The 22,109-nt window shown below is 71.4% G+C and carries 20 protein-coding genes and 1 pseudogene; 11 read left to right on the forward strand and 10 right to left on the reverse strand.

The window, feature by feature from the left end:
* Window positions 1–19 precede the first annotated feature (19 nt).
* Window positions 20–1,897, reverse strand: a complete 1,878-nt coding sequence (locus ADK57_RS41530) for a nitrate- and nitrite sensing domain-containing protein (protein WP_053754924.1) — start codon at window positions 1,895–1,897, stop codon at window positions 20–22.
* A 356-nt stretch (window positions 1,898–2,253) separates the two neighbouring features.
* Between ADK57_RS41530 and ADK57_RS41535 the strand changes: the two genes are divergently transcribed.
* Window positions 2,254–2,769, forward strand: a complete 516-nt coding sequence (locus tag ADK57_RS41535; RefSeq protein ID WP_053754925.1) for a DUF3291 domain-containing protein — start codon at window positions 2,254–2,256, stop codon at window positions 2,767–2,769.
* Window positions 2,770–2,804: 35 nt separating this feature from the next.
* Here ADK57_RS41535 and ADK57_RS41540 read toward each other — a convergent pair whose 3' ends face one another.
* Window positions 2,805–3,632, reverse strand: a complete 828-nt coding sequence (locus ADK57_RS41540; RefSeq protein ID WP_053754926.1) for a hypothetical protein — start codon at window positions 3,630–3,632, stop codon at window positions 2,805–2,807.
* A gap of 139 nt (window positions 3,633–3,771) precedes the next feature.
* Here ADK57_RS41540 and ADK57_RS41545 point away from each other — a divergent pair, with 139 nt between their 5' ends.
* From ADK57_RS41545 to ADK57_RS41560, 4 genes are all read left to right on the forward strand, one after another.
* Entirely contained in the window at window positions 3,772–4,710 is a 939-nt protein-coding gene (locus ADK57_RS41545) for an AurF N-oxygenase family protein (protein ID WP_053754927.1), read from the forward strand.
* 133 nt (window positions 4,711–4,843) lie between these two features.
* On the forward strand, window positions 4,844–5,497 hold the full coding sequence (locus tag ADK57_RS41550) for a TetR/AcrR family transcriptional regulator (protein WP_053754944.1): 654 nt from the start codon (window positions 4,844–4,846) through the stop codon (window positions 5,495–5,497).
* A gap of 12 nt (window positions 5,498–5,509) precedes the next feature.
* A complete protein-coding gene (locus ADK57_RS41555) occupies window positions 5,510–5,827 on the forward strand; it encodes a hypothetical protein (RefSeq protein ID WP_199830798.1) in 318 nt (105 codons plus the stop codon).
* 103 nt (window positions 5,828–5,930) lie between these two features.
* Window positions 5,931–7,061, forward strand: coding sequence for a C40 family peptidase (locus tag ADK57_RS41560; RefSeq protein ID WP_078973628.1), 1,131 nt, complete (start codon window positions 5,931–5,933; stop codon window positions 7,059–7,061).
* A 50-nt stretch (window positions 7,062–7,111) separates the two neighbouring features.
* Here ADK57_RS41560 and ADK57_RS41565 read toward each other — a convergent pair whose 3' ends face one another.
* The gene (locus tag ADK57_RS41565; protein WP_053754928.1) at window positions 7,112–7,783 is read right to left on the reverse strand and encodes a hypothetical protein; all 672 of its coding nucleotides are present in this window, start codon (window positions 7,781–7,783) and stop codon (window positions 7,112–7,114) included.
* A 609-nt stretch (window positions 7,784–8,392) separates the two neighbouring features.
* Here ADK57_RS41565 and ADK57_RS41570 point away from each other — a divergent pair.
* Window positions 8,393–9,091 (forward strand): class I SAM-dependent methyltransferase, encoded by a 699-nt coding sequence (locus ADK57_RS41570; protein WP_053754929.1) that lies wholly within the window; start codon window positions 8,393–8,395, stop codon window positions 9,089–9,091.
* Between the two features lie 135 nt (window positions 9,092–9,226).
* Here ADK57_RS41570 and ADK57_RS41575 read toward each other — a convergent pair whose 3' ends face one another.
* The 5 genes from ADK57_RS41575 to ADK57_RS41595 are packed head-to-tail and all read right to left on the reverse strand — an operon-like array spanning window position 9,227 to window position 14,826.
* The gene (locus ADK57_RS41575) at window positions 9,227–10,480 is read right to left on the reverse strand and encodes a styrene monooxygenase/indole monooxygenase family protein (protein ID WP_053754930.1); all 1,254 of its coding nucleotides are present in this window, start codon (window positions 10,478–10,480) and stop codon (window positions 9,227–9,229) included.
* A 15-nt stretch (window positions 10,481–10,495) separates the two neighbouring features.
* On the reverse strand, window positions 10,496–11,164 hold the full coding sequence (locus ADK57_RS41580) for a GTP-binding protein (RefSeq protein ID WP_053754931.1): 669 nt from the start codon (window positions 11,162–11,164) through the stop codon (window positions 10,496–10,498).
* Window positions 11,145–11,564: a DUF742 domain-containing protein gene (locus tag ADK57_RS41585; RefSeq protein WP_053754932.1), complete on the reverse strand. Its 420-nt coding sequence runs from the start codon at window positions 11,562–11,564 to the stop codon at window positions 11,145–11,147. Before ADK57_RS41585 ends, ADK57_RS41580 begins: the two co-directional genes overlap by 20 nt.
* Complete coding sequence (locus ADK57_RS41590) at window positions 11,561–12,070, reverse strand: roadblock/LC7 domain-containing protein (RefSeq protein ID WP_053754933.1); 510 nt, start codon at window positions 12,068–12,070, stop codon at window positions 11,561–11,563. The genes ADK57_RS41585 and ADK57_RS41590 overlap by 4 nt, the downstream gene beginning before the upstream one ends.
* Window positions 12,067–14,826 carry a nitrate- and nitrite sensing domain-containing protein gene (locus ADK57_RS41595; protein ID WP_078973629.1) on the reverse strand — a complete coding sequence of 920 codons (2,760 nt, stop codon included), beginning with the start codon at window positions 14,824–14,826 and terminating at the stop codon, window positions 12,067–12,069. The genes ADK57_RS41590 and ADK57_RS41595 overlap by 4 nt, the downstream gene beginning before the upstream one ends.
* A gap of 367 nt (window positions 14,827–15,193) precedes the next feature.
* Between ADK57_RS41595 and ADK57_RS41600 the strand changes: the two genes are divergently transcribed.
* On the forward strand, window positions 15,194–15,982 hold the full coding sequence (locus tag ADK57_RS41600; protein ID WP_053754935.1) for a protein phosphatase 2C domain-containing protein: 789 nt from the start codon (window positions 15,194–15,196) through the stop codon (window positions 15,980–15,982).
* 24 nt (window positions 15,983–16,006) lie between these two features.
* On the opposite strand, the gene ADK57_RS41605 is transcribed toward ADK57_RS41600, so the two are convergent.
* On the reverse strand, window positions 16,007–16,501 hold the full coding sequence (locus tag ADK57_RS41605) for a MarR family winged helix-turn-helix transcriptional regulator (protein ID WP_053754936.1): 495 nt from the start codon (window positions 16,499–16,501) through the stop codon (window positions 16,007–16,009).
* Window positions 16,502–16,771: 270 nt separating this feature from the next.
* On the opposite strand from ADK57_RS41605, the gene ADK57_RS41610 reads away from it, so the two are divergent.
* Window positions 16,772–17,590 (forward strand): lysozyme, encoded by an 819-nt coding sequence (locus tag ADK57_RS41610; protein WP_053754937.1) that lies wholly within the window; start codon window positions 16,772–16,774, stop codon window positions 17,588–17,590.
* A gap of 99 nt (window positions 17,591–17,689) precedes the next feature.
* Here the strand turns inward: ADK57_RS41610 and lon are convergent, their stop codons facing one another.
* The gene (gene lon, locus ADK57_RS41615) at window positions 17,690–20,113 is read right to left on the reverse strand and encodes an endopeptidase La (protein WP_053754938.1); all 2,424 of its coding nucleotides are present in this window, start codon (window positions 20,111–20,113) and stop codon (window positions 17,690–17,692) included.
* A gap of 133 nt (window positions 20,114–20,246) precedes the next feature.
* On the opposite strand from lon, the gene ADK57_RS41620 reads away from it, so the two are divergent.
* From ADK57_RS41620 to ADK57_RS51800, 3 genes and pseudogenes are all read left to right on the forward strand, one after another.
* Window positions 20,247–20,834, forward strand: a complete 588-nt coding sequence (locus ADK57_RS41620) for a GNAT family N-acetyltransferase (protein ID WP_053754939.1) — start codon at window positions 20,247–20,249, stop codon at window positions 20,832–20,834.
* Between the two features lie 176 nt (window positions 20,835–21,010).
* Complete coding sequence (locus tag ADK57_RS41625; RefSeq protein WP_053754946.1) at window positions 21,011–21,763, forward strand: GNAT family N-acetyltransferase; 753 nt, start codon at window positions 21,011–21,013, stop codon at window positions 21,761–21,763.
* A gap of 150 nt (window positions 21,764–21,913) precedes the next feature.
* Window positions 21,914–22,109 (forward strand): annotated as a pseudogene (locus tag ADK57_RS51800) (hypothetical protein); the annotation flags it as partial.

A 22,109-nucleotide genomic window follows, 5' to 3' on the forward strand; every position in this document is an offset into this window, starting at 1 on the left:
CGGGGTGCCTTCCGGACACTCACCGGGTGGCGGCGGCGGTCGACACCTTCTGGACCAGCGCGCTCGGCAGGGCCACGTACGCCGTCACGCCCGATCCCTGGGTCGGCCGGAGTTCGACGTGGGCGCCGAGGCGGGCGGCGAGGGCGCCGACGACATGGTGGCCGAGGAAGCGGGTGGGGGACTTGAGGAAGGAATCGCGGCCGGACAGCAGGGCGTTGGACTCCGCCATCCGGGCGGCGGTCATGCCGATGCCCCGGTCGACGACGGCGAGGCAGTACTCGGTGCCGTCCTGCCAGCCGTAGACCTCGACGGGCTGGTTGGGCGGGCTGAACATCAGGGCGTTCTCCACCAACTCGGCGAGCAGATGGGAGAGTTCGGCGACGTAGTGGCCGCGCACCTGGCAGGGCTGTACGTCGGTGACCGCGACCCGCTGGTACTGCTCCACCTCGGACACGGCCGACTGCACGACCTCGTGGACGGCGACCGTGCCCCGCCAGACCCGGGCCGGGGACTCCGCGCCGGCCAGCACGAGCAGGGACTCGGCGTTGCGCCGCATCCGGGTGGCCAGGTGGTCGAGTTCGAAGAGCTCGGCGAGGGCCTCCGGGTCGAGCTCCTGGCTCTCCAGGGTGGTGATCAGACCGAGTTGGCGGTTGAGGAGCGCCTGGTTGCGGCGGCCCAGGCTGGTCAGGGACTCGGTGCTGTTGCGACGCAGGACGGCCTGTTCGGCGGCGAGGTCGACGGCGGTCCGCTCGACGTTGCGCAGGGCGGCCGCGAGGCGGGTGATCTCCCGTGCGCCGCCCGGGAGTTCGGGCTTGTCCGGCTCGGGCGGGAGCGGGGCGTCGGGGTCGGCCTCCTGAATGCGCCGCACCGCGGCGGGCAGCCCGGCCCCGGCCACCGCGTCCGCCTCGTCGGCGAGGGCGCCCAGCGGGCGGGTGATGGAGCGGGCGGAGAAGAGGGCGAGCGCGGTGGCCACGGCGAGGATCAGCGCACCGAGCGCGAGGAAGCCGACGAGCTGCCGGGTGGCCGCCTCCCCGGTCTCCTCGGCGCGGCCGCGCACGTCGTCGCCGACCTGCTTCTGCACACCGTGCAGATCGTCGACGAGGGTGGTCATGTCGGCCCACCAGCGGGCGGGGGCGACGGAGAGGGCGGAGCCGTCGGCACCGCCCTCGGCCTGCTGCTCGTATCCGGTGACGCGGCGGGCGGCGGCGGTCGCGAAGGCCTTGTCGAGCCCGGATTCCTCTTCTCCGTCGGCGAGTTGACGGAACTGGCCGAGCGCGGCGAGCCGGGTGGCGCGGATCTCGGTGAAGTCGAGGTACTCGCCGGAGCGGAAGCGCCCGGCGGCGAACACGCCGTTCATGGAGCCGCGTTCGAGGGCGACGGCCTCGGTGGCACGCGCCAGCGACTGGAGCGCCTGCACGCCTTGGCCGATACCGCCGTCCCCGTCGGGCGCGCCGGCCGACTCGGCGTCGATCAGGGCGGTGACGGCCTTGGTGTAGGCGGTCAGGGTGGCGGTACGGCCGGCCTTGCCGTCGTCGACGTCGGCGCGGGTCGAGGTGAGCGCCGCGAGGGGGCCCTCGGTGGCGTCGAGGGCGGCGACGGTGGCGCCGGGAAGGTCACCGCGCTGGTCGTCGAGCGTGGCCCGCAGCTCGTCCTGAGCCGCGTCGGTACGGCCCCGCTGCCCCCGCACGTCGTCCCGGTACTCCTCGGCGCCGCCCAACAGCCCGCTGGTGAGCCCGCGTTCACGCTGCACCTCGCGTACCAGGTCCTGCACGCGCAGCAGGACACCGACGTGCGCCTCGGTGGCGCGGGCGGCGGACCAGTCGGCGGCACGGTCGGCGGCGCCGATTCCGATGAGGGTGAGCAGCAGGCAGGTCGGGACGGCCAGGACGATGGCCATGCGACCGCGGATGGAGTTCCAGCCCGGAAGGCCGGACAGCCTCAGGCCGGTGGAACGATGGATGGCCGGACGCCGGGTGGTCGAACTCTGACTGGCCGAACTCTGACTGGCCGAACTCTGATCGGCCGAACTCTGATCGGTCGAACCCTGATTGGTCGAACCCTGGGTGGTCGATACGTTCCCCGTCATGCCCCGTGAGGCTACGGGTGCGCAGGTCAGAAGGCGGTTTCTGGTTCGTAAGCCGACGGTACACAGGTACTCACTCGGACGGCGACCGGGTTGTGAAAGACGGACAATGCCCATCTGACGAGACAGGGTCTGGGCCGCCCCCACACTCCCGACCTATCGTTCGGTCCATGACGACAGCCGCCGCACACGAACTCGCCCAGGTGAACATCTCCCGACTCAAAGCCCCGCTGGACTCCCCTCAGTTGAAGGACTTCGTCGACGCCCTCGACCCCGTGAACGCCGACGCCGAGGCGGCCGACGGTTACGTCTGGCGGCTGCAGAGCGACTCCGGCGACGCGACGGACCTCCGCGTCTTCGACGACGACTGGCTGATCATCAACATGACGGTGTGGCGGGACCAGAGCGCGCTGACGGCCTTCATGTACCAGGGCCGCCACCGCGAGATGCTGTCCCGCCGCAAGGAGTGGTTCGAGCGCGTGACGGAGGCGATGACGGCCCTGTGGTGGATCCCGGCCGGCCACCGCCCGACCATCGCCGAGGCGGAGGCCCGCCTCCTGCACCTGCGGGCGAACGGCCCGACGCCGTACGCCTTCACCCTGCGGACGTCGTTCCCGGCGGGGGCTGCGGAGCCTGTGGAGCCCGTGGTCGGGGAGGTTCCCGAGGATCTGGGGTGCTCGGTCTAGGTGTGCTGCCCGGACAGGCCCCCGGCCCGTCCGGGTCAGTCGATCGGCTTCCGGATCTCGGAGCGGATCCGGAGGGCGGTTTCAGCGGCCGCCTCCAGGTCGACCTCGGAAGGGTCCTGCGTGTAGGCATCCGGGGTCACCTCCGCGACCACGGCCGCCGTGTTGCCGTCCGCCCAGGCGCAGACCGGGTAGGTCATCGTCGTACCGAGCCGCTGCTGGGTGACGACCTCGCAGGTGACCGTGATGTCCGAGCCGCTCGGCCGGAAGTCCTTCGGCGACACGGCGAGGGTCGCGCTCTCCGCCTGGGCGGCGCCCTCCAGCATGCTGTCGCGGTCGTCGTCGGGGTTCTTGAACCGGCCGTACATGCCCGAGACCATGAACGCGCCCTTGGTCTCGTCGCCGTCCAGGCCGTAGGTGCCGACCTTGGCGTCGACGACCTTGGCGTCCCAGGCACCATCCATCTCGTCCTCGACCTCCTGGCCCTCGGCGTCGGAGAGGTCCTCGGTCAGCCGGTAACGGTCGTCCAGCAGCGTCTTCGGCAGGGTCAGGGCGTACTCGGACGCCGGGTAACCGCTGTTGATCTTCACGCCGATCCCCACCGCGATCACGGCGACGACCCCGCCCACTATGCCGAGAACGAGCCCGGCCCTGGTCTTCTTCGGGGTCGGCGGGACCCAGCCGTTGGGCTGCTGCGGGTACGGGGCGCCGTAGGGCGGCGGGGCGGACTGCTGCCCGTAGGGCTGCTGGGGGTACGGCTGCTGCGGGTGCGGCGCGCCGTACGGACCCTGCGGCGGCTGCGGGCCGTACGGGTTCTGCGGCGGCTGCGGCTGATACGGGCTCTGCGGCGGAGGGGGTGTGGACACGTCAGAACGTTACTGGATGCGGGGGACACACAGACGCCGGGTCAACAAGTCACGCAGAGGGGATTGACGGGCTTGCTGACAAGCAGTCTCATAAGACGGACGACACGACGTGACCCCGGGTAACTTAGGTGGATCAGCCATGACGACCCTGACCGATGCCGACGCGCTCGACGGGCTGCGTGACGCGCTCGGCCTGCTCAAGGACCGCGAGCAGGTGGCCGAGCGGCTGCTCGCCTCTTCCGCCAGGCACTCCTTCGACCCGGACAAGGAGCTGGACTGGGACGCGCCCTTCGAGGAGGGCAAGTGGTTCTGGCCGCCGGAGCTGGTGTCGCTGTACGACACCCCGATGTGGCAGCGGATGAGCGAGGAGCAGCGGATCCTGCTGTCGCGGCACGAGGCCGCCGCGCTCGCCTCGCTCGGCATCTGGTTCGAGCTCATCCTGATGCAGTTGCTCGTCCGGCACGTCTACGACAAGGCGGCGACGAGCGCCCACGTGCGGTACGCCCTCACCGAGATCGAGGACGAGTGCCGCCACTCCAAGATGTTCGCCCGGCTGATCTCGCACGGCGGGACGCCCTGGTACCCGGTGAGCCGGGCCCACCAGCACCTCGGACGACTGTTCAAGACCATCTCCACCACACCGGGTTCCTTCACCGCCACGCTGCTCGGCGAGGAGGTCCTCGACTGGATGCAGCGGCTGACCTTCCCGGACGAGCGGGTGCAGACCCTGATACGCGGGGTCACCCGGATCCACGTGGTCGAGGAGGCCCGCCATGTGCGGTACGCCCGCGAGGAGCTGCGGCGCCAGATGGTGACGGCACCGAAGTGGTCGCAGGAGTTCACCCGGGTCACCTCGGGCGAGTTCGCGCGGGTGTTCTCCGTGGCGTTCGTGAATCCCGAGGTCTACACGAACGTGGGACTGGACCGCCGGGAGGCCATGGCCCAGGTGAAGGCGAGCGGACACCGCCGGGAGGTCATGCAGACGGGGGCCAAGCGGCTGACGGACTTCCTGGACGACATCGGGGTGCTGCGGGGAGCGGGACGGCGGCTGTGGCGGTCGTCCGGGCTCCTGGCCTAGCAGGACCTGTCCGGCGACAACGCCGCAGATCGGCGTGCCAGGCCCCGCGCCCGCGGCATGATCCGCCGGACGGCCCTGGTACCGGCCGGTTCGCCCGGTTACCTACGGGGGCATGCCGGTTACGCTGCCCGTCATGACCCCCTCCGCCCCCACCCCCGCCTACCGCCGCCTCAGCGTCGAGGAGCGACGCACTCAGCTGCTCGACGCCGCGCTGTCCCTCTTCGCGCACCAGGTGCCCGAGGACGTGTCGCTCGACGACGTGGCGGAGGCGGCCGGGGTGTCACGGCCGCTCGTGTACCGGTACTTCCCGGGCGGCAAGCAGCAGCTGTACGAGGCCGCCCTCCGGTCCGCCGCCGAGGAACTCCAGACGTGCTTCGACGAGCCCCGCGAGGGCTCCCTCCTCCCCCGCCTCTCCCGCGCCCTGGACCGCTATCTGGCCTTCGTCGACGAGCACGACGCCGGCTTCAGCGCGCTGCTCCAGGGCGGCAGCGTCGTCGAGACGTCCCGTACGACGGCCATAGTGGACGGCGTACGGCGGGCCGCCGCCGAGCACATCATGCGGCACCTGGAGGTCACGGAGCCCGGCCCCCGGCTGCGGATGACCGTCCGCATGTGGATCACGGCCGTCGAAGCGGCCTCCCTCATCTGGCTGGACGAGGACAAGCAGCCGCCCGCCGGCGAACTGCGGGACTGGCTGGTGGAGCAGTTCGTGGCGGTCCTGTCGGTGACGGCGCGGCGCGACCCGCAGACCGAGGCCCTGGTGGAGGCCCTCGCCGCCGATGGCTGAGGCCCGCGGCGGATGGCCGACACTGGTGCCGTGAAGAGCGAAGACACCCCCTTCGAGGGCGGCCCCATGGACGGGCGCGTCCTGCCCGTCCTGCTCGGCGCCACCGGGCACCCGCCCAAGACCTACCGCATCCCCGTCCCGGACGCCGCCGGCGGTCCGCCCACCGTGCTGGTCTACCGCCGGGTCCCGCGCGCCCACAGCAAGCGGCTCGGGCTCCACCAGGGGTGGAAGTACGAGTACGACCCCACCGGACAGGCCGGCCGACGCAAGTGGCCCTGGTCCAAGCCGGACGCCACGCCGGGCGGCAAGCCGGACGCCACCGACGGGTGACCCCGTTGCGCCGAACCGCGCACACTCGGCGCGCGGACCCGGCACACACGTCCCATGCTCGCGGTGCGGAGCGGAAGGGCTGCCCCGCACCGGAGGTGATGACGTGTCAGGAAGGCTTCTGCGTCTCGTCTGTACGGCGGCGACGGCGGCATTGGCAGCCGGAACCGCTCTGGCACCCCTGCCGGCAGCAGCGGTACCCGAGCCACGGGAGCCCGGCCGGGAGTCTGTCGCCGAGCTCCTGACGGACCTTCAGCGGCTGTACCAGGAGGCCGAGAAGGCGACCGAGACGTACAACGCCACCGAGGAAGAGCTGAAGGAACGGCGCACCGAGGTGAGGCGCCTGGACACCGAGCTGTCCCGGGCCCGGCTCTCGCTGCACGACAGCCGGGGTGCGGCCGGCCTGCTGGCCCGGCAGCAGTACCAGAACAGCACCGACATCTCCCCGTACGTACGCCTGCTCCTCGCCCGCGACCCCCAGCACGCCCTCGACCAGGGCCATGTGATCGGCCAGTTGGCGCGCGAGCGCGCCGAGACGGTGGGCCGCCTGACCGGCAGCGAGAAGAAGGCCGACGACCTGGCCCGCGAGGCCCGCAAGGCCCTGGACGGCCAACTCACCCTCGCCGCCCGCCAGAAGAAGGAGCGGGACGCCGTACAGAAGCGCCTGAAGGACGTGGAGGAACTCCTCGCCTCCCTCACCGCCGAACAGCTCACCGCCCTGGCCGAGTTCGAGGAGCAGGACATCGCCGAGGCCCAGGACGAGCTCATGACCTCCGGCGCCCTCAGCAGCGAACGCAAGCCGTCACGCGAGGGCGACCGGGCGCTGCGATACGCCGTACGGCAACTGGGGAAGCCGTACGAATGGGGCGCCGAGGGTCCGAAGACGTACGACTGCTCGGGCCTGACGTCTCAGGCCTGGGGCCAGGCGGGGACGCCGATCCCCCGCACCAGCCAGGAACAGTGGGCCGAGCTCCCGAGGATCCCCCTCGACGAGCTGCGACCGGGTGACCTGGTGATCTACTTCCCCGAGGCGACACACGTGGCGATGTACAGGGGTGAGGGCAAGGTGGTCGAGGCCCCGCGAACCGGCGAGAAGATCAAGGTCTCGCCGATCGCGTCGTACCCCATCCTGGGAGCCGTGCGTCCGGATGGCCCACCCGAAGGGGCGCGGGGAACTGCGCGACAAGCCACGGACACCCCGCAGCCGCCGGCTCCCCGCGGCCCCTACGCCGACTAGGACCTGTCCGGCGGACAGGGGGGCGTGCGGTGGGCGCGTCGAGTGTGCCCCTAGGGCAGGCCGATCAGGCCCCAGCCGCGGACGGCGGTTTCCGTCACCACGTCGCCCCATTCGCGGATGAGCGTGGTGAACTCCCTAAAGGTGTCCGGGCGTCCGGCCCAGCCCTCGCACTCCGCGGCGAAGGGTCCGCGCAGCTCCTCCAGGCGCGGCGCGGCCCGCTGCCAGGCCCGGGCTTTGCCGGGTGCCGCCTCCGGCGGGCAGACGAGGAGCAGGCGGGGTCGCCATCGGTCGGTGACCGGCGGGAAGAAGCCCCCGCCGGCGGTCGGCGTGGGGTCCTCGGCCGGATCCTCGGCCCGTTCCTCGGCCGGATCCTCGTCCCGTTCCTCGGCCGGATCCTCGTCCCAGATGAGGCCGTTCAAGAAGCGGTCCATTGCGTTGCGCAGTGATGCGTCGACGAGCACCCGCATATCGGCCCAGGCGTCGCCCGCGTGGGAGTGCGGCTTGTAGGAGCCGCTGGTGCTGAAGAAGCGGTACTCGGCGCACCACGCCGGATCCTGGTCCGGGGGCCACACCCAGCCGTCGGCCAAGCCGTACGTGCCGTAGTACGTGTCGTCGAGACCCGTCGGCCGGATCGCTTCGTCCAGTACTCGGGTGCGATCCTCGACGGGGATCTCGCGCAGCCGCCCCCAGTCGGCCATACGCAGGTTGAGGTCCAGTCCCATGGCGGCAGCGTATGCGGGGCCGCCGTGGCAGCTGGGGCCGGCGACATGAAGCGCATCGTCTGGCTCACGTCCTGCTCCCCGTGCCCGCAGGGCTGGCTGGCGGTTACGAGCGCGGTTTCGGCCGCCGTTGCGCGGCTGGTGCGGGTGGGTGGTTGCCGGGCGTTCTGGTCGTTGCTGTCGGTCTCTTGGCGGCCGTCGGTTTGACGGGTCCGCGCTGCTTGCGCGGGCTTCGCCCTCCTGCTCGCGGTGGTCACGACGCTTCCCACGCACCGGGTGCGGGGGGTCTGCGCGGCGGTCGGCCACGCCGGCGCGAAGGTGCCGGCTCGCCGGACGCCGCACTCGTGGGCCCGGGGTAGTGCGATCGCCGCCGTGGCCGGAACCGTGCGGATGCCCGGCCCCGGCCGGCCCACGGCATCGCCCGCTCGCCCGCTCGCCCGCTCGCAGCGACGGTGGCGGGCTCAGGAGTGCGGGCGGCCGTGCGCCCGGACCTTGGCGCCGTCATACCGAGGTACGAGGCCCGAGTTGGCACCCAGGTGTGACGCGCCCTCCCGAACCGTGCTTCTAGCGTCACCGCGTCCCGACCATCGACCGGTTTCGTACGGAGCATGCATGCACCCGCAGATCGACTTCGACCACATCAGCAGCCTCTACCGCACCTACGCCGACGACCTCGACCGGGTCCGCGAGAAGCAGCGGAAACTGCTCGCGCCACCGACCTCGATGAAGGCCCAACTCGACGACATCGAGGCGGAGATCACCTACCTTCTCCTGCGCGACACCCGCCCCGAGACCGTCGTGGAGATCGGCACCTTCCACGGCTGGTCCACCATCTGGATACTCCACGCACTGCGGGACAACGGCACCGGGCACCTCTACTCGTACGACATGGTGGACCACGTCGTACGGAACGTCCCGGACCATCTCTCGGCCGGCCGCTGGACCTTCACCCAGGGAGACGCCCGGGAGAACCTGGAGAAGATCCCCGACACTGCGGACTTCCTCTTCATCGACGCGGCCCACTCCGCACGGTTCGCCCGCTGGTACATCCAGCGCCTCTTCCCGCGCATGACTGCGGGCATCCCGGTCTGCGTCCACGACGTCTTCCACGGCCGCAGGGCGATGCCGTTCAGCGAGGGTGCGGTGGTGCTGCGCTGGCTGGCCGAACGGGACAACGCCTACTTCACGCCCTCCCGGGCCCACGCGCCGGAGATCCACGACCGGCTGAAGGACGTGAAGCGCAGCCTGGCCCTGGGCCTGCCTCTCCGGGAGAGCTCCCACAACCCCATGATCTTCTTCAATCTGCAGTGATCGCCGGTCCGGCCCGGGGTCATGCCTCAGAGCATGGCCGGCATGGTGGACCAAGCCTGTGCCATGCGCCGGGCCAGGTGGGCCAGGTGGGCCAGGTGGGCCCACCTGCCATCGCCCTTGAGCCGCCGGTCAGGCCTAGGCCCCGGTAACGGAAGCCAGGTAAGCCCCCGTCTTCTCCGGCTCGTAGAAGAAGTTCTCGAAGTCGGCCGGATCATTGAACCCGTTGGCGAAACGATCAGCCACCGGCGGAAGCTGACCCGCCGCACCGATGAGGTTCAGGATGTGCTCCGGCGGCGGCGCGAGCATCGCGTTCGTCCACTTGGTGACGTGCTGCGCGGTGTCCCAGTACCGGTCGAACGTGCCGCGCATCCAGTCCTCGTCGAACTCCTTGTCCCCGTGCTCGAGAATCGACGCGAGGTAGGCCGCCGCGCACTTGGACGCCGAGTTGGAGCCCTGTCCGGTGATCGGGTCGTTGGCGACGACGACGTCGGCCACGCCGAGCACCAGACCGCCGCCGGGGAGCCGGCCGACGGGGTTGCGGACCGTGGGCGCGTAACGGCCCGCCAACGTGCCACCGGCATCCGTCAGTTCGACCTTCGAGGCCCGCGCGTGCTCCCAGGGCGTGAACTTCTCCATGAGTTCCAGGGTCAGGGAGAGGTGCTCCGCCGGGTCCTTGACGCCGTTGAAGACGTCGAGCGGGCCGCCGGGTATGCCCTCCCAGAAGAGGATGTCGGCACGGCCGGAGGTCGTGAACGTCGGCATGATGAACAGCTCGCCGACGCCGGGGACCAGGTTGCAGCGGACCGCGTCGTAGTCCGGGTGCTCCGGACGCGGGCCCAGGCCGTGGACGTACGCCACCGCGAGGGCGCGCTGCGGCTCGCTGTAGGGGGAGCGCTCGGGGTCCCGGGCGAACATGGACACCAGCTCGCCCTTGCCCGCCGACACCAGCACCAGGTCGTACGCACGGGCGAAGTAGTCGAGGTCGCCGACCGCCGCGCCGTGGATGACCAGCTGGCCGCCGCGCTGTGCGAACGTCTCCATCCAGCCGGCCATCTTCACCCGCTGGTCGACCGACTGCGCGTACCCGTCGAGCCTGCCCACCCAGTCGATCGCGCGTGCCGCGGGGCCCTCGCCCCACGAGCCCGGGGCGGCGACCGAGACGCCGAGTCCTTCGATCTTCGGGGCCTGGGACTCCCAGAAGTTCAGCTGGAGATCGCGCTCGTGCTGGAGTGCCGTGTGGAACATGCACTGCGTCGACATCACCCGGCCGGAACGGATCTCGTCCGCGGTCCGGTTGGACATCAGGGTGACCTCGTACCCGTGCGACTGGAGTCCGAGGGCGAGCTGGAGTCCGGACTGGCCGGCTCCGACGACGAGTATCTTCCGCATACGGGTGCTGTTCTCCTACTCGGGTGTGACGTCCAGCGCGTGACCGACGAGGGACAGCAGGGTCTCGATGACCGAGATCCTGCGGCGCGCGTCCATGATCATGACAGGTATGTGCACGGGGATCGTCAACGCCTCCCGCACGTCCTCCGGCTCGAACCGCTCACTGCCGTCGAAGTGGTTGACCGCCACGACGTACGGCAGCCCGCAGCTCTCGAAGTAGTCGAGCGCGGGGAAGCAGTCCTTCAGCCGCCGGGTGTCGGCCATCACGACCGCGCCGATCGCTCCGCGCACCAGGTCGTCCCACATGAACCAGAACCGCTGCTGGCCCGGCGTGCCGAACAGGTAGAGCACCAGGTCGTCGTCGAGCGTGAGGCGGCCGAAGTCCATGGCCACGGTGGTGGTCAGCTTGCCGGGCGTGGCGGTGAGGTCGTCGTGCTCCTCGCTCGCCTCGGTCATCAGCGCCTCGGTCTGCAGGGGCGTGATCTCCGAGACGGCGGTGACCAGCGTGGTCTTGCCGACGCCGAAGCCGCCCGCCACGACTATCTTCGTGGCGATCGGGGCGCGGGTGCGGTCCGTCTGCCAGGGCCGCAGCGGCTCGTCCGATTCGACGAGCTCCGGTTCGACGCGCCCCGGTTCGAGACGCGGGGAGACGCCACGAGCGGCGTCAGAGACGACGGAGTCCACTCAGCACCCTTTCCAGCAGAGCGCGGTCCGGCCGACCCGTGCCGTGACCGGTTCCTGTTCCGTACACCCGGATCGTTCCCTGGTCCGCGAGGTCGCTGAGGAGCACCCGGACCACGCCGAGCGGCATCTTCAGCAGCGCGGCGATCTCCGCCACCGTGCGCATACGGCGGCACAGTTCGACGATGGCCCGCATCTCCGGCATGACCCGGCTGTTGAGGGAACCGTTCGTCAGTTCCTTGCGCTCCTCGGCGGCCTCGATCTCCGCGGTGGTGGCCACGAAGGTCTCCACCAGGAGAACGTGCCCGAAGCGGGTACGGCCGCCGGTGAGCGAGTAGGGGCGCACCCGCGCCGGCTTGCGGTCGGCGCCGCGCACGGGGAGCCTCTTCGGCGTGCTGCTCATCGGGTACTCCCCGTCGACGTCGACTCGTTCTCCAGGGATTGCCGTAGCTCGCTGCGGAGTTCGGGCGTCAGCACGTGGCCGGCGCGGCCCACGAACAGGGCCATGTGGTACGCCACGACGCTCATGTCGCAGTCGGCGGCGCCGTGCACACCGAGCAGCGAGCCGTCGCTGATCGACATCACGAACAGGCTGCCCTCGTCCATGGCGACCATGGTGTGCCTCACCGGACCGGAGTCCATCAGCTTGGCGGCGCCGATGGTGAGGCTGCCGATGCCGGAGACGATGGTGGCGAGGTCGGCGGAGGAGCCGCGCGGGCCGGTGGGCTTCTCCTCGTGTGCCTCCCGTGCCGCTGCGTTGCGTTCGGCGTCGGAGGAGAGCAGGAGCAGGCCGTCGGAGGAGACGACGGCGACCGACTGGATGCCCGGCACCTCCTCGACGAGATTGGTCAGCAGAAAGTGAAGATTGCGGGCCTCACGGCTCAGTCCGAAGGTACTGGGCGCGGTCAACTGCTTGCCTCCTCGACGGTGCCCCCCGTGGCTTCTGCGGATGCTTCGGATTCCCTGACGGATGCCTTGTGCGTGCCCGTCTGTTCGGCGATCTCCGCCTCCACGTCTCGGTAGCCGGCCTCCGCCCCCCGGCGGAAGCCGCCCAGACGGCGGCGGAGTGCTTCGGCGTCCACGGAGCCACTGCGCTGGCGCGGCGCCTGTGCGGGTGCGGTGATCTTCGGGGTGCGCTTGGGAAGGCCCTTGTCCGTGACGAGTTCCTCCGGCTCGTCGCGGACTCGCTCGTGTTCCGTATCGGCTTCGCCTTCGACGGATTCGGTCCCACCCGCACTGCTTTCGTCGCCGGGTGCGGACGGCCCCTGCGGGGTGCCCCCGCCGTCCACGGTGGCTGCCGGTTCGGGGATCAGGAGTTCCATCGTGGTCTCGGCGGGGGTCTCCGGAGTCTCCCCCTCCGACCGTCGTACGGCCTTCTCCGCGAGGGCGACCAGTGGGTCGCCGTTCTCCGAGCGGCCGTACAGGACGTTGGAGTTGACCTCCGCGTCCGCGCCGGGCAGGGAGAAGGCGTGCGTGCCGCCGGTGGCCGTGGGCGACGACGCGGACGGGACCGCGGCGGTCGGCGCGGGCGCCAGCAGGGTCTTCGGCAGCACGACGACGGCCGCGATGCCGCCCTGCTTCTGCTCGCGCAACTGCACGCGGACGCCGTGCCGGTGGGCGAGGCGGGCGACGACGTACAGGCCGAGACCGAGACCCTCCTCGTCCTCCTGCTCGTAGGAGTCGTACGTCGTCTCGGCGTCGAAGTCCGCGAGGCGGGTGTTCAGCCTGGTGAGGCGGTCGCCGGTCATGCCGATGCCCTCGTCCTGGACGGAGAGCATGACCTCGCCGCTCTCCAGGAGCCAGGCGGAGACCTCGACGGGCAGGTCGGGCGGGGAGAACGAGGTGGCGTTCTCCATGAGTTCGGCCAGCAGGTGGGACAGGTCGTCCGCGGCGAACCCGGCGATGTGGGCGTGCGGCGGCAGGGCGGCGATACGAACCCGTTCGTAGCGCTCGATCTCGCTGACCGCGGCGCGCACGACGTCGACGAGCGGGACGGGACCGGCGGTCTGCTGGACGTGTTCGGTGCCGGCGAGGACGAGGAGGTTCTCGCTGTGCCGGCGCATCACGGTGGAGAAGTGGTCGAGCTTGAAGAGCGTGGCGAGCCGGTCCGGGTCCTGCTCGCGCTCCTCCAGGCTCTCGATGACGGCGAGTTGCCGCTCGACGAGGCCCAGGGTGCGCAGCGCGAGGCTGACGAAGGTGGCGCCGATGCTGGTGCGCATCCGCTCCAACTGGGCGGCGGACTCGGCGAGTTCGGCCTTGAGCCCCTCGCGGGCGTCGGCCATCTTCTGCCGCTGGCCGACCAGGTGCTTGCGGTCGGCCTCCAGGGTGGTGACACGCTCGGCGAGCGTGGCGGCGTGCGCGTGCAGGGCGTTGACGGAGCGGACGACCTGGGCGAACTCGTCGTTGCGGCCGGTGAAGGCGACCGGCTCCTCGGCGCTCGGGTCCTCGGCCCCGGCGAGCCGGGCCGAGCCGCGGCGCAGGACGGACAGCGGCCGGGTGAGCGTACGGGCCATGGCGGTGGCGATGCCGACGGCCAGCAGCATCAGCGCGCCGAGCACCGCGATGCGGATCTCCAGCGCGGTGACGTCGTCGTCGCGCAGCTGGGCGAGGTCCTTGACCCGGCGGTCGTAGAGGGCGGCCTCCGCGCCGCGCATCGCGTCGATGCGGGCGGAGAGGGCCGTGTCGACCTTGGTGGCGCTGGTGCCGAGTTCGCGGTCGGACAGGGTCGGCTGGTCGGTGAGGGTGGCGAGGTACTTCTCGGCGGAGTTGACCTCGGGACCGGTGACCGTGGAGTCGTAGCGCGTCTTGGCCGTCGTGGGCGCGGTGTCCGCGAAGTCGGCGAGGGCCGCGTCCGAGCGCAGGCGGGCCTGCTGGGCGGCTGCGGAGAGGGCGTCGCGCTGCTTGGCGTCGGCGTCCGAGGAGGTGGTCTCGGTGGACGGCAGGCCGGTGATCGGGTCGACGACGGTCTGCGTCGTCGTCGGCACGGCGAGGGCCGCGAGAAGGAGCCCGCGGGTCGCGGCGGCCTGCTGGACGGCTGCGTCCAGTTCGGCGAGGGCGTACCCGCCGGAGCCCGCGCGGGGCGGCAGCTGCTCGGCCAGGTCCTCGGCGAGCCGGTGGAGGTCGGTGATGGCGGCGGAGTACGCCTGGTGCGCTTCGAGGGCACTGCTCTTGCCGGAGAGCGCGGCCCTGCGGACGGCCGCTATGCCGTCGAGGTCGCCGCGGAGGGCGGAGGGCAGGTCCGTGTCGGCGCGCAGCTCCTCGACCTGCCGGTCCACGCGGACGCTGCGCTGCTCGCTGGGCGCCTTGGACTTGGGCCGTCCGGCGGCGATGTACGGCGTCACCTCGTCGCGCTCGTCGGCGAGCGAGTGGGCGAGCGCGAGCGCGTCCTGGGTCTGCTCGGCGAGCGTCACCAGGTCCTGCGAGTCGCCGAGGTCCCCGGAGGCGGTGATCAGGGACGGCGCGCCGGCCCCGGCGATGGCGGCGGCCACGACGGTGACGGCGAGGATGAGCCGGGTGCGTACGTGCGTGCGCCGGCCCTTGCCGACGGGGGTGTCGGAGGCGGGCGTACCGGGGGTGGGGGTGCCGGGCGTGCGCTCCACGCCATTTTCGGAGGCCGCCTTCTTGCCTGTACGACGAGGCCGCGTCTTCTGCACCGGTGCTCGCATTCCTGAACTCGTGAGTACCCATGGGTCGGGCTACGCTCCGTCACCGAGTGCCGACTCTGCGTACACCCGGTACGGTCCCCGACCCTCCCAGTGCCGGTGGGCAGTGGCCGCGCATCACTGGACCCGCCACCCGAAGGAGTGAACATCGGACGGGAGTTGGCGGGCAAGTTCCTCCGGCGTGTGCGACGCTCCTGCGCGGCAGGCCGGTTGGACGTCGGCGGCCCGCGGTGGCAGTATTCGCCGCCACGCCTTCCCGGAGCGAAGCATTCCACCCCAAACCAGGCGCCTGACCTGCGTGACTGCATCAATTCGGCGAGTGATGCCACCCTTTCGCGCGCCTTGTGAAGAGCTCGTGCAGACTGGCCGGATGCGTACGGAACTTGTTTCGGAGCCGGGTGATCCGGACCGCCCCAACGAGGACTTCGCCGGCGTCGCCCTACCGGCGTCCGGACTGGGCGGCGCGCTGGTCGTCCTGGACGGGGTCACACCCCCGAAGGGTGCGACGGGCTGTCTGCATTCGGTCCCCTGGTTCACGTCCCGCCTCGGCGGCGCACTGACCGAACTGACCGTTTCCTGCCGAGATCTGACGCTGCCGGAGATCCTCTCGCGGGCGATAGGCCGAACAGCCGAGGCCCACGAAACGACTTGTGACCTTTCTCACCCACGCACCCCGCAGGCGACGGTGGTTGTGGCCCGCTGGTCGCCGGAGTCCGTGGAGTACCTGGTCCTGTCGGATTCGGCCCTGCTGGTCGAGTCCCCCGCCGGCACGGTGACCGCCCACCTGGACGACCGCCTGTCCCGCCTCCCCCGCTCCGCCCTCGCCACGGACGCCCTGATCGACTCCACGGTCCGCAACAGGGAGGGCGGCTTCTTCACGGCGGCGGCGGACCCGTCGGTGGCGGGCCGGTCTGTGACGGGCGTGCTGCCGCGCTCGGAGGTGCGAGCACTGGCCGCCCTGAGTGACGGGGCGACGCGGTGGGTGGAGAAGTTCCGCGAGGGCGACTGGACCGACTGCTACACGTTCGTACGGAAGGAGGGGGCGGGGGCGCTGGTGGAGCGGGTTCGGGGGCTGGAGCGGGGGGATGCGGAGGCCCGGGAGTTCCTCGGGCGCAGCAAGACGCACGACGACGCGACGGTGGTGTACGTGGAGCTGTGACGCCGGCCGTCGCGGAGGCGGGCGCTACTTCTCCATTCCCCGATTCAGCTGGTGCAGCAACCGAGCCAGCTCCCCCACCTCGCGCCAATCCCAGTCGGCAAGCCGCCCGGCGTACCGCGCCCGACGCGCCTCGCGCACCCTTCGCACCCGGTCGTGCCCCTCCTGGGTCAGTGCGACCAGCCAGGCGCGCCCGTCGGCCGGGTCCGGCTCCCGGGCCACCAGGCCGAGGTCTTCCAGGGCGCGCAGCTGGCGGGACATCGTGGCCTTGCCGACGCCGATGTACGCGGCGAGTTCCGTGGCACGCTGGCTGCCGCACTCGTCGAGGCGGACGAGAAGGCCGTACGCCGCCGACTCCAGGTCGGGATGGACCTCGCGGGCCATCTCGCCCTGGTTGGCCCGGGCGCGCCGCAGCAGGACGGTCAGTTCGCGCTCCAGCGCCAGGAACGCGGGCTGGTCCACACCGCTCGCGGCCACGCCGGATTCGACTCCGCGTCCGTCGCCGTTTCCGTCTTCGTGCACGTCAGCCCCTGCCTCGGTTTTCCCGGTCCTGAAAGTTTCCGCCAAAGGCCCTCATCGCCGCAGCTCCACCAGTATTTCGCAGGGCTAGACCAACGGCAGCCTCCGGGCCCTCTTCCCACCCCGCGTTCTACGTGCGTAGCTTCTTTATCAGGCAATTACTGGCATGCCCACGCCAGCACCATGATGACGGCAGGTCGACGGTGATCCGTCGCGGTGGACATGCCCCGCGTTCCCCCCACCGCGCAGCACCGAGCCCTTCGGAGGCACGCCATGCCCGTGCACAGACCCGGTCCGCTCCACTCCCGGCGCCTCTTCCTCACCGGCATCCTGCTCGCCGCCCTCACCCTCGGCTTCTCAGCCCCGGCATCCGCAGCCGGCACCCCCGCCCGCGGCTCCGCCCACATGGGCATGGGCGTCCTCGCCCACGACGGTCGAAGCGGCGTCCCCGCCGACACCCGCGCCACCCAGACAGAAGGCGTCGACGTCTCCAGCCACCAGGGCAACGTCGCCTGGTCGACCCTGTGGAGCAGCGGCGTCAAGTGGGCCTACGCGAAGGCGACCGAGGGGACGTACTACACGAACCCGTACTTCGCCCAGCAGTACAACGGCTCGTACAACGTCGGCATGGTCCGCGGCGCCTACCACTTCGCCACCCCGGACACCACGAGCGGCGCCACGCAGGCCGACTACTTCGCCGACCACGGCGGCGGCTGGTCCAAGGACGGCAGGACCCTGCCCGGCGCGCTCGACATCGAGTGGAACCCGTACGGCGACGCCTGTTACGGCAGGACACAGAGCGCGATGGTCACCTGGATCCGTGACTTCCTGAACCAGTACAAGGCGCGCACGGGACGGGACGCGGTGATCTACACGGCCACCAGCTGGTGGACCCAGTGCACCGGCAACTACGCCGGCTTCGCCACCGCCAACCCGCTGTGGATCGCCCGGTACGCCTCGACTGTGGGGACGCTCCCGGCGGGCTGGAGCTACTACACCATGTGGCAGTACACCTCCTCCGGCCCGACGGTCGGCGACCACAACAAGTTCAACGGGGCGCTCGACCGGGTCGTCGCCCTCGCCAACGGCTGACCCGCGAAGCGGGCAAGGAAACGGACAACGAATCGGACAAAGGCGAAGGCCCGGTCCTCCCTCACGAAAACCGGGCCTTCCCTCATCCGGTCGCGTCCGTCACGCCGCCACCGGAACCTCCGGCGCGGCCCCGTTGGTCGCCGGGGACAGCGCCAGCTCCAGGACCTGGCGGACGTCCGTGACGGCGTGGACGTCGAGCTTGTCCAGGACCTCGGCCGGGACGTCGTCCAGGTCGGGTTCGTTGCGCTTGGGGATGACGACCGTGGTGACGCCCGCCCGGTGCGCGGCGAGCAGCTTCTGCTTCACGCCGCCGATCGGGAGGACCCGGCCGGTCAGCGAGACCTCGCCGGTCATCGCCACGTCCGTGCGGACCAGACGACCGGACAGCAACGACGCCAGCGCCGTCGTCATCGTGACACCCGCGCTCGGGCCGTCCTTCGGCACCGCGCCCGCCGGGAAGTGGATGTGCACGCCCCGGTCCTTCAGGTCGGCCACGGGGAGTTCCAGTTCCGCCCCGTGCGAGCGCAGGAAGCTCAGCGCGATCTGCGCCGACTCCTTCATGACGTCGCCGAGCTGGCCCGTCAGGGTCAGGCCCGCCGCGCCCGTCTCCGGGTCGGCCAGCGATGCCTCGACGAACAGCACGTCACCGCCCGCTCCCGTGACCGCGAGGCCCGTCGCCACGCCCGGCACCGCCGTGCGCCGCTCCGCCGGGTCCTGCGCGGACTCGGGGACGTGGTGCGGCCGGCCGATCAGGCCGCGCAGATCCTCGTCCCGGACGGTGAACGGCAGCTTCCGGCGGCCCAGTTCGTGCTGGGCCGCGACCTTGCGCAGCAGCCGTGCGACGGACCGCTCCAGGTTGCGGACGCCCGCCTCGCGCGTGTACTCGCCGGCGAGCTTGCGCAGCGCGCTCTCGTCGAGCGTGACCTCGGCCTCCTCCAGCCCCGCCCGCTCCAGCTGACGCGGCAGCAGGTGGTCGCGCGCGATGACGATCTTCTCGTCCTCGGTGTAGCCGTCGAGGCGGACCAGCTCCATACGGTCGAGCAGCGCCTCCGGGATGGCCTCCAGCACGTTGGCCGTGGCCAGGAAGACGACGTCCGACAGATCCAGCTCCACCTCCAGGTAGTGGTCCCGGAAGGTGTGGTTCTGCGCCGGGTCCAGGACCTCCAGGAGAGCGGCCGCCGGGTCGCCCCGGAAGTCGGACCCCACCTTGTCGATCTCGTCGAGGAGGACCACCGGGTTCATGGACCCGGCCTCCTTGATGGCGCGGACGATACGGCCGGGCAGCGCACCGACGTACGTGCGCCGGTGACCGCGGATCTCGGCCTCGTCCCGGACGCCGCCGAGGGCGACCCGGACGAACTTCCGCCCCATCGCGTGCGCGACGGACTCGCCGAGCGAGGTCTTGCCGACGCCGGGCGGGCCGACGAGCGCGAGCACGGCACCACCGCGGCGCCCGCCGATCACGCCCAGCCCCCGGTCGGTGCGGCGCTTGCGCACCGCCAGGTACTCGGTGATCCGCTCCTTCACGTCCTCCAGGCCGGCGTGCTCGGCGTCCAGGATCTCCTTGGCGCCCCGGATGTCGTACTGGTCCTCGGTCCGCTCGTTCCACGGCAGTTCGAGGACGGTGTCGAGCCAGGTCCGGATCCACGACCCCTCGGGCGACTGGTCGCTGGACCGCTCCAGCTTGTCGACCTCCTTGAGGGCGGCCTCGCGGACCTTCTCGGGCAGGTCTGCGGCCTCGACACGGGCGCGGTAGTCGTCGGACTCCTCGCCCTCCGACTCGCCGTTGAGCTCGCGCAGTTCCTTGCGTACGGCTTCCAGCTGGCGGCGGAGCAGGAACTCGCGCTGCTGCTTGTCGACGCCTTCCTGGACGTCCTTGGCGATGGTCTCGGCGACGTCCTGTTCGGCGAGGTGGTCGCGCAGTTGCCGGGTGGCGAGCTTGAGCCGGGCGACCGGGTCGGCGGTCTCCAGGAGCTCCACCTTCTGATCGGTGGTCAGGAACGGCGAGTAACCGGAGTTGTCGGCGAGCGCGGAGACGTCGTCGATGGCCTGGACGCGGTCGACGACCTGCCAGGCGCCGCGCTTGCGCAGCCAGGCCGTGGCAAGCGCCTTGTATTCCTTGACCAGTTCGGCGACCTGGCCGGGAAGCGGCTCGGGGACGCTCTCCTCGACACGGGTGCCCTCGACCCAGAGGGCGGCACCCGGGCCCGTGGTCCCCGCACCGATCTTCACCCGCCCGCGGCCGCGGATCAGCGCACCCGGGTCGCCGTCGGCCAGCCGGCCGACCTGCTCGACGGTGCCGAGCACGCCGGTGCTCGCGTATGTCCCGTCCATGCGTGGCACCAGCAGAACCCTGGGCTTGCCGGGCTCCGACCGCGCGGCGGCCTGGGCGGCCTCCACCGCGGCGCGCACATCGGCGTCGTTCAGGTCCAGCGGAACCACCATTCCGGGCAGCACGACCTCGTCGTCGAGCGGCAGCACGGGCAAGGTGAGCGGTGTGAACGCCGTGGACTCAGCAGCCATGATCTCCCCTTCGGCAGTCAAGTTGAGCTATGCCGACTCAATGCACGTGAGCCCCCGAATGTTCCCCCGGCCGCGTTCGCTGTGAGCGATCACGCCCTGACTCCCCTCTGACCAGGCATGTCATGATGCGCCGATGATCGCTCCCATACCCCCTGTCGTCCCGGCGGGCCGCATGTCCGACAACGCCCAACCCCTGTTGGACCTTCCCGGCACCGGTCTGGAACTGCGGCCGTGGCGGCTCGCGGACGCCGACGCGCTGGTCGCCGCCAGTCACGATCCGGCGATCAGTCATTGGAACCTCCTGCCCGCGCTGTCCGACGACGAGGCACGCGTGCGCGTGGAGCGGATGCACGAGCGCTGGGCGGCGGAGACCGCTGCGGTCTGGGCGATCGCGCGGGTCGACGGGGGCGAGGTCGTCGGCCTGGCCGCGTGGATCGGCATCGATCTCAACCGCGGCAACGCCGAGATCGCCTACTGGGTGCTGCCCGCGGGACGCGGCGGCGGCATCGCCGTCGAGGCCGCGCGTCGCCTCAGCCGGTGGGCCCTGGACGACCTGGGACTGCACCGGCTGACGCTCTGCCACTCGGTGGCCAACCCGGCATCCTGCCATGTCGCCGAGAAGGCCGGGTTCGCCCTGGAGGGCACCATGCGCGGCGCGCTGCTGCACGCGGACGGCTGGCATGACGACCACCTGCACGCGCGCGTGCAGGGCGACGAGTGACGGAGCACCTTCACGGGGCGGAGCACCTTCACTGGACGGAGCACCTTCACGCGCGCGTGCCGGCAGAGAAGAGCCCCTGAACGCGGAAAACGGTTGCCCTCGCCCTTGTCGTGCCCGACCGTCATCCGGTGACAGAAACAGCCACCGATCCCCTCCTCGCCGCCTACGACGACCAGATGCGCGGCGCTCCCCCGAACCCGCCCGCAGGCGTGACGTACGAGCGGGACGGCCCGCTGCTGCGGATCGTGGGGCAGTTCCGCGGGTTCGTCGGCGGGCCGCGCGACCTCGGCGTGGAGGGTGACGCGCTGGACCGGCTGATCTCGCGTCAGCGGGACTTCTTCGCGGCGCGCGGTGAGGCCGTGGAGTGGAAGACCCGGGCGCACGACGTACCGGCCGACCTCACCGACCGGCTGCGGGCGGCCGGATTCGTGCCCGAGGAGCGGGAGACGGTGCTCGTCGGACGCGTCGCGCAGATGGCCGTACGAGAACCGGTGCTGCCGGACGGTGTCACGTTGCGCCGGGTCACGGCGGACGCGGACATGCGCCGGATCGCCGCCATGGAGTCCGTCGTGTGGGACGACGACTGGAGTTGGCTCGCCGAGGACCTGATCGGCCGTGTGGCCTCCGCGCCGGACGAGATCGCCGTGTACGTCGCCGAGGCGGGCGGGGAGGTCGTCTGCGCCGCCTGGCTGGTCTTCCGCGCGGGAACGGAGTTCGCGAGCCTGTGGGGCGGCTCCACGCTCACGGAGTGGCGCGGCCGGGGCATCTACCGCGCCCTGGTGGCCGAGCGGGCCCGGCTCGCCGCTGCCCGGGGCGTCACCCACCTGCATGTCGACGCCTCCGACGACAGCGCGCCCGTCCTGCGGCGCCTGGGCTTCCGGGCGGTCACCACGACCACGCCGTACGTCTGGTCGCCGCCCGCCGGCTGACCGGCCCCGATCGCCACAGCACCGCAAGCCCACCGCCATGAATCCGCAACGGTGTTCACAGGAAGTACCTGCAAACTGCAAGCTCGTTCACAGCCTGTGGGGGCGTACAGACCATCCCCTACGGCGATTTACGGGGACTTGGGGAAGCGGATGACCGAGGGACAGCCGGGGTGGACCGGGCAGCGGCGAGGGCCGGGGCGGCGTGCGGTGCTCACGGGCGCCGCGGTGGCGGCTACGGGGGCGGCGATCCCTCTGGTCGCGAAGGCGGTGGGCGACGACGGGAAGACTCCGGCGCGCGCCCCGCTCACGGCCGCCCCCGCGGCCGGCCGAGCCCCCGTCTCCCCCG

This window comes from Streptomyces sp. MMG1533 (assembly GCF_001279775.1).
Classification (GTDB): Bacteria; Actinomycetota; Actinomycetes; order Streptomycetales; family Streptomycetaceae; genus Streptomyces.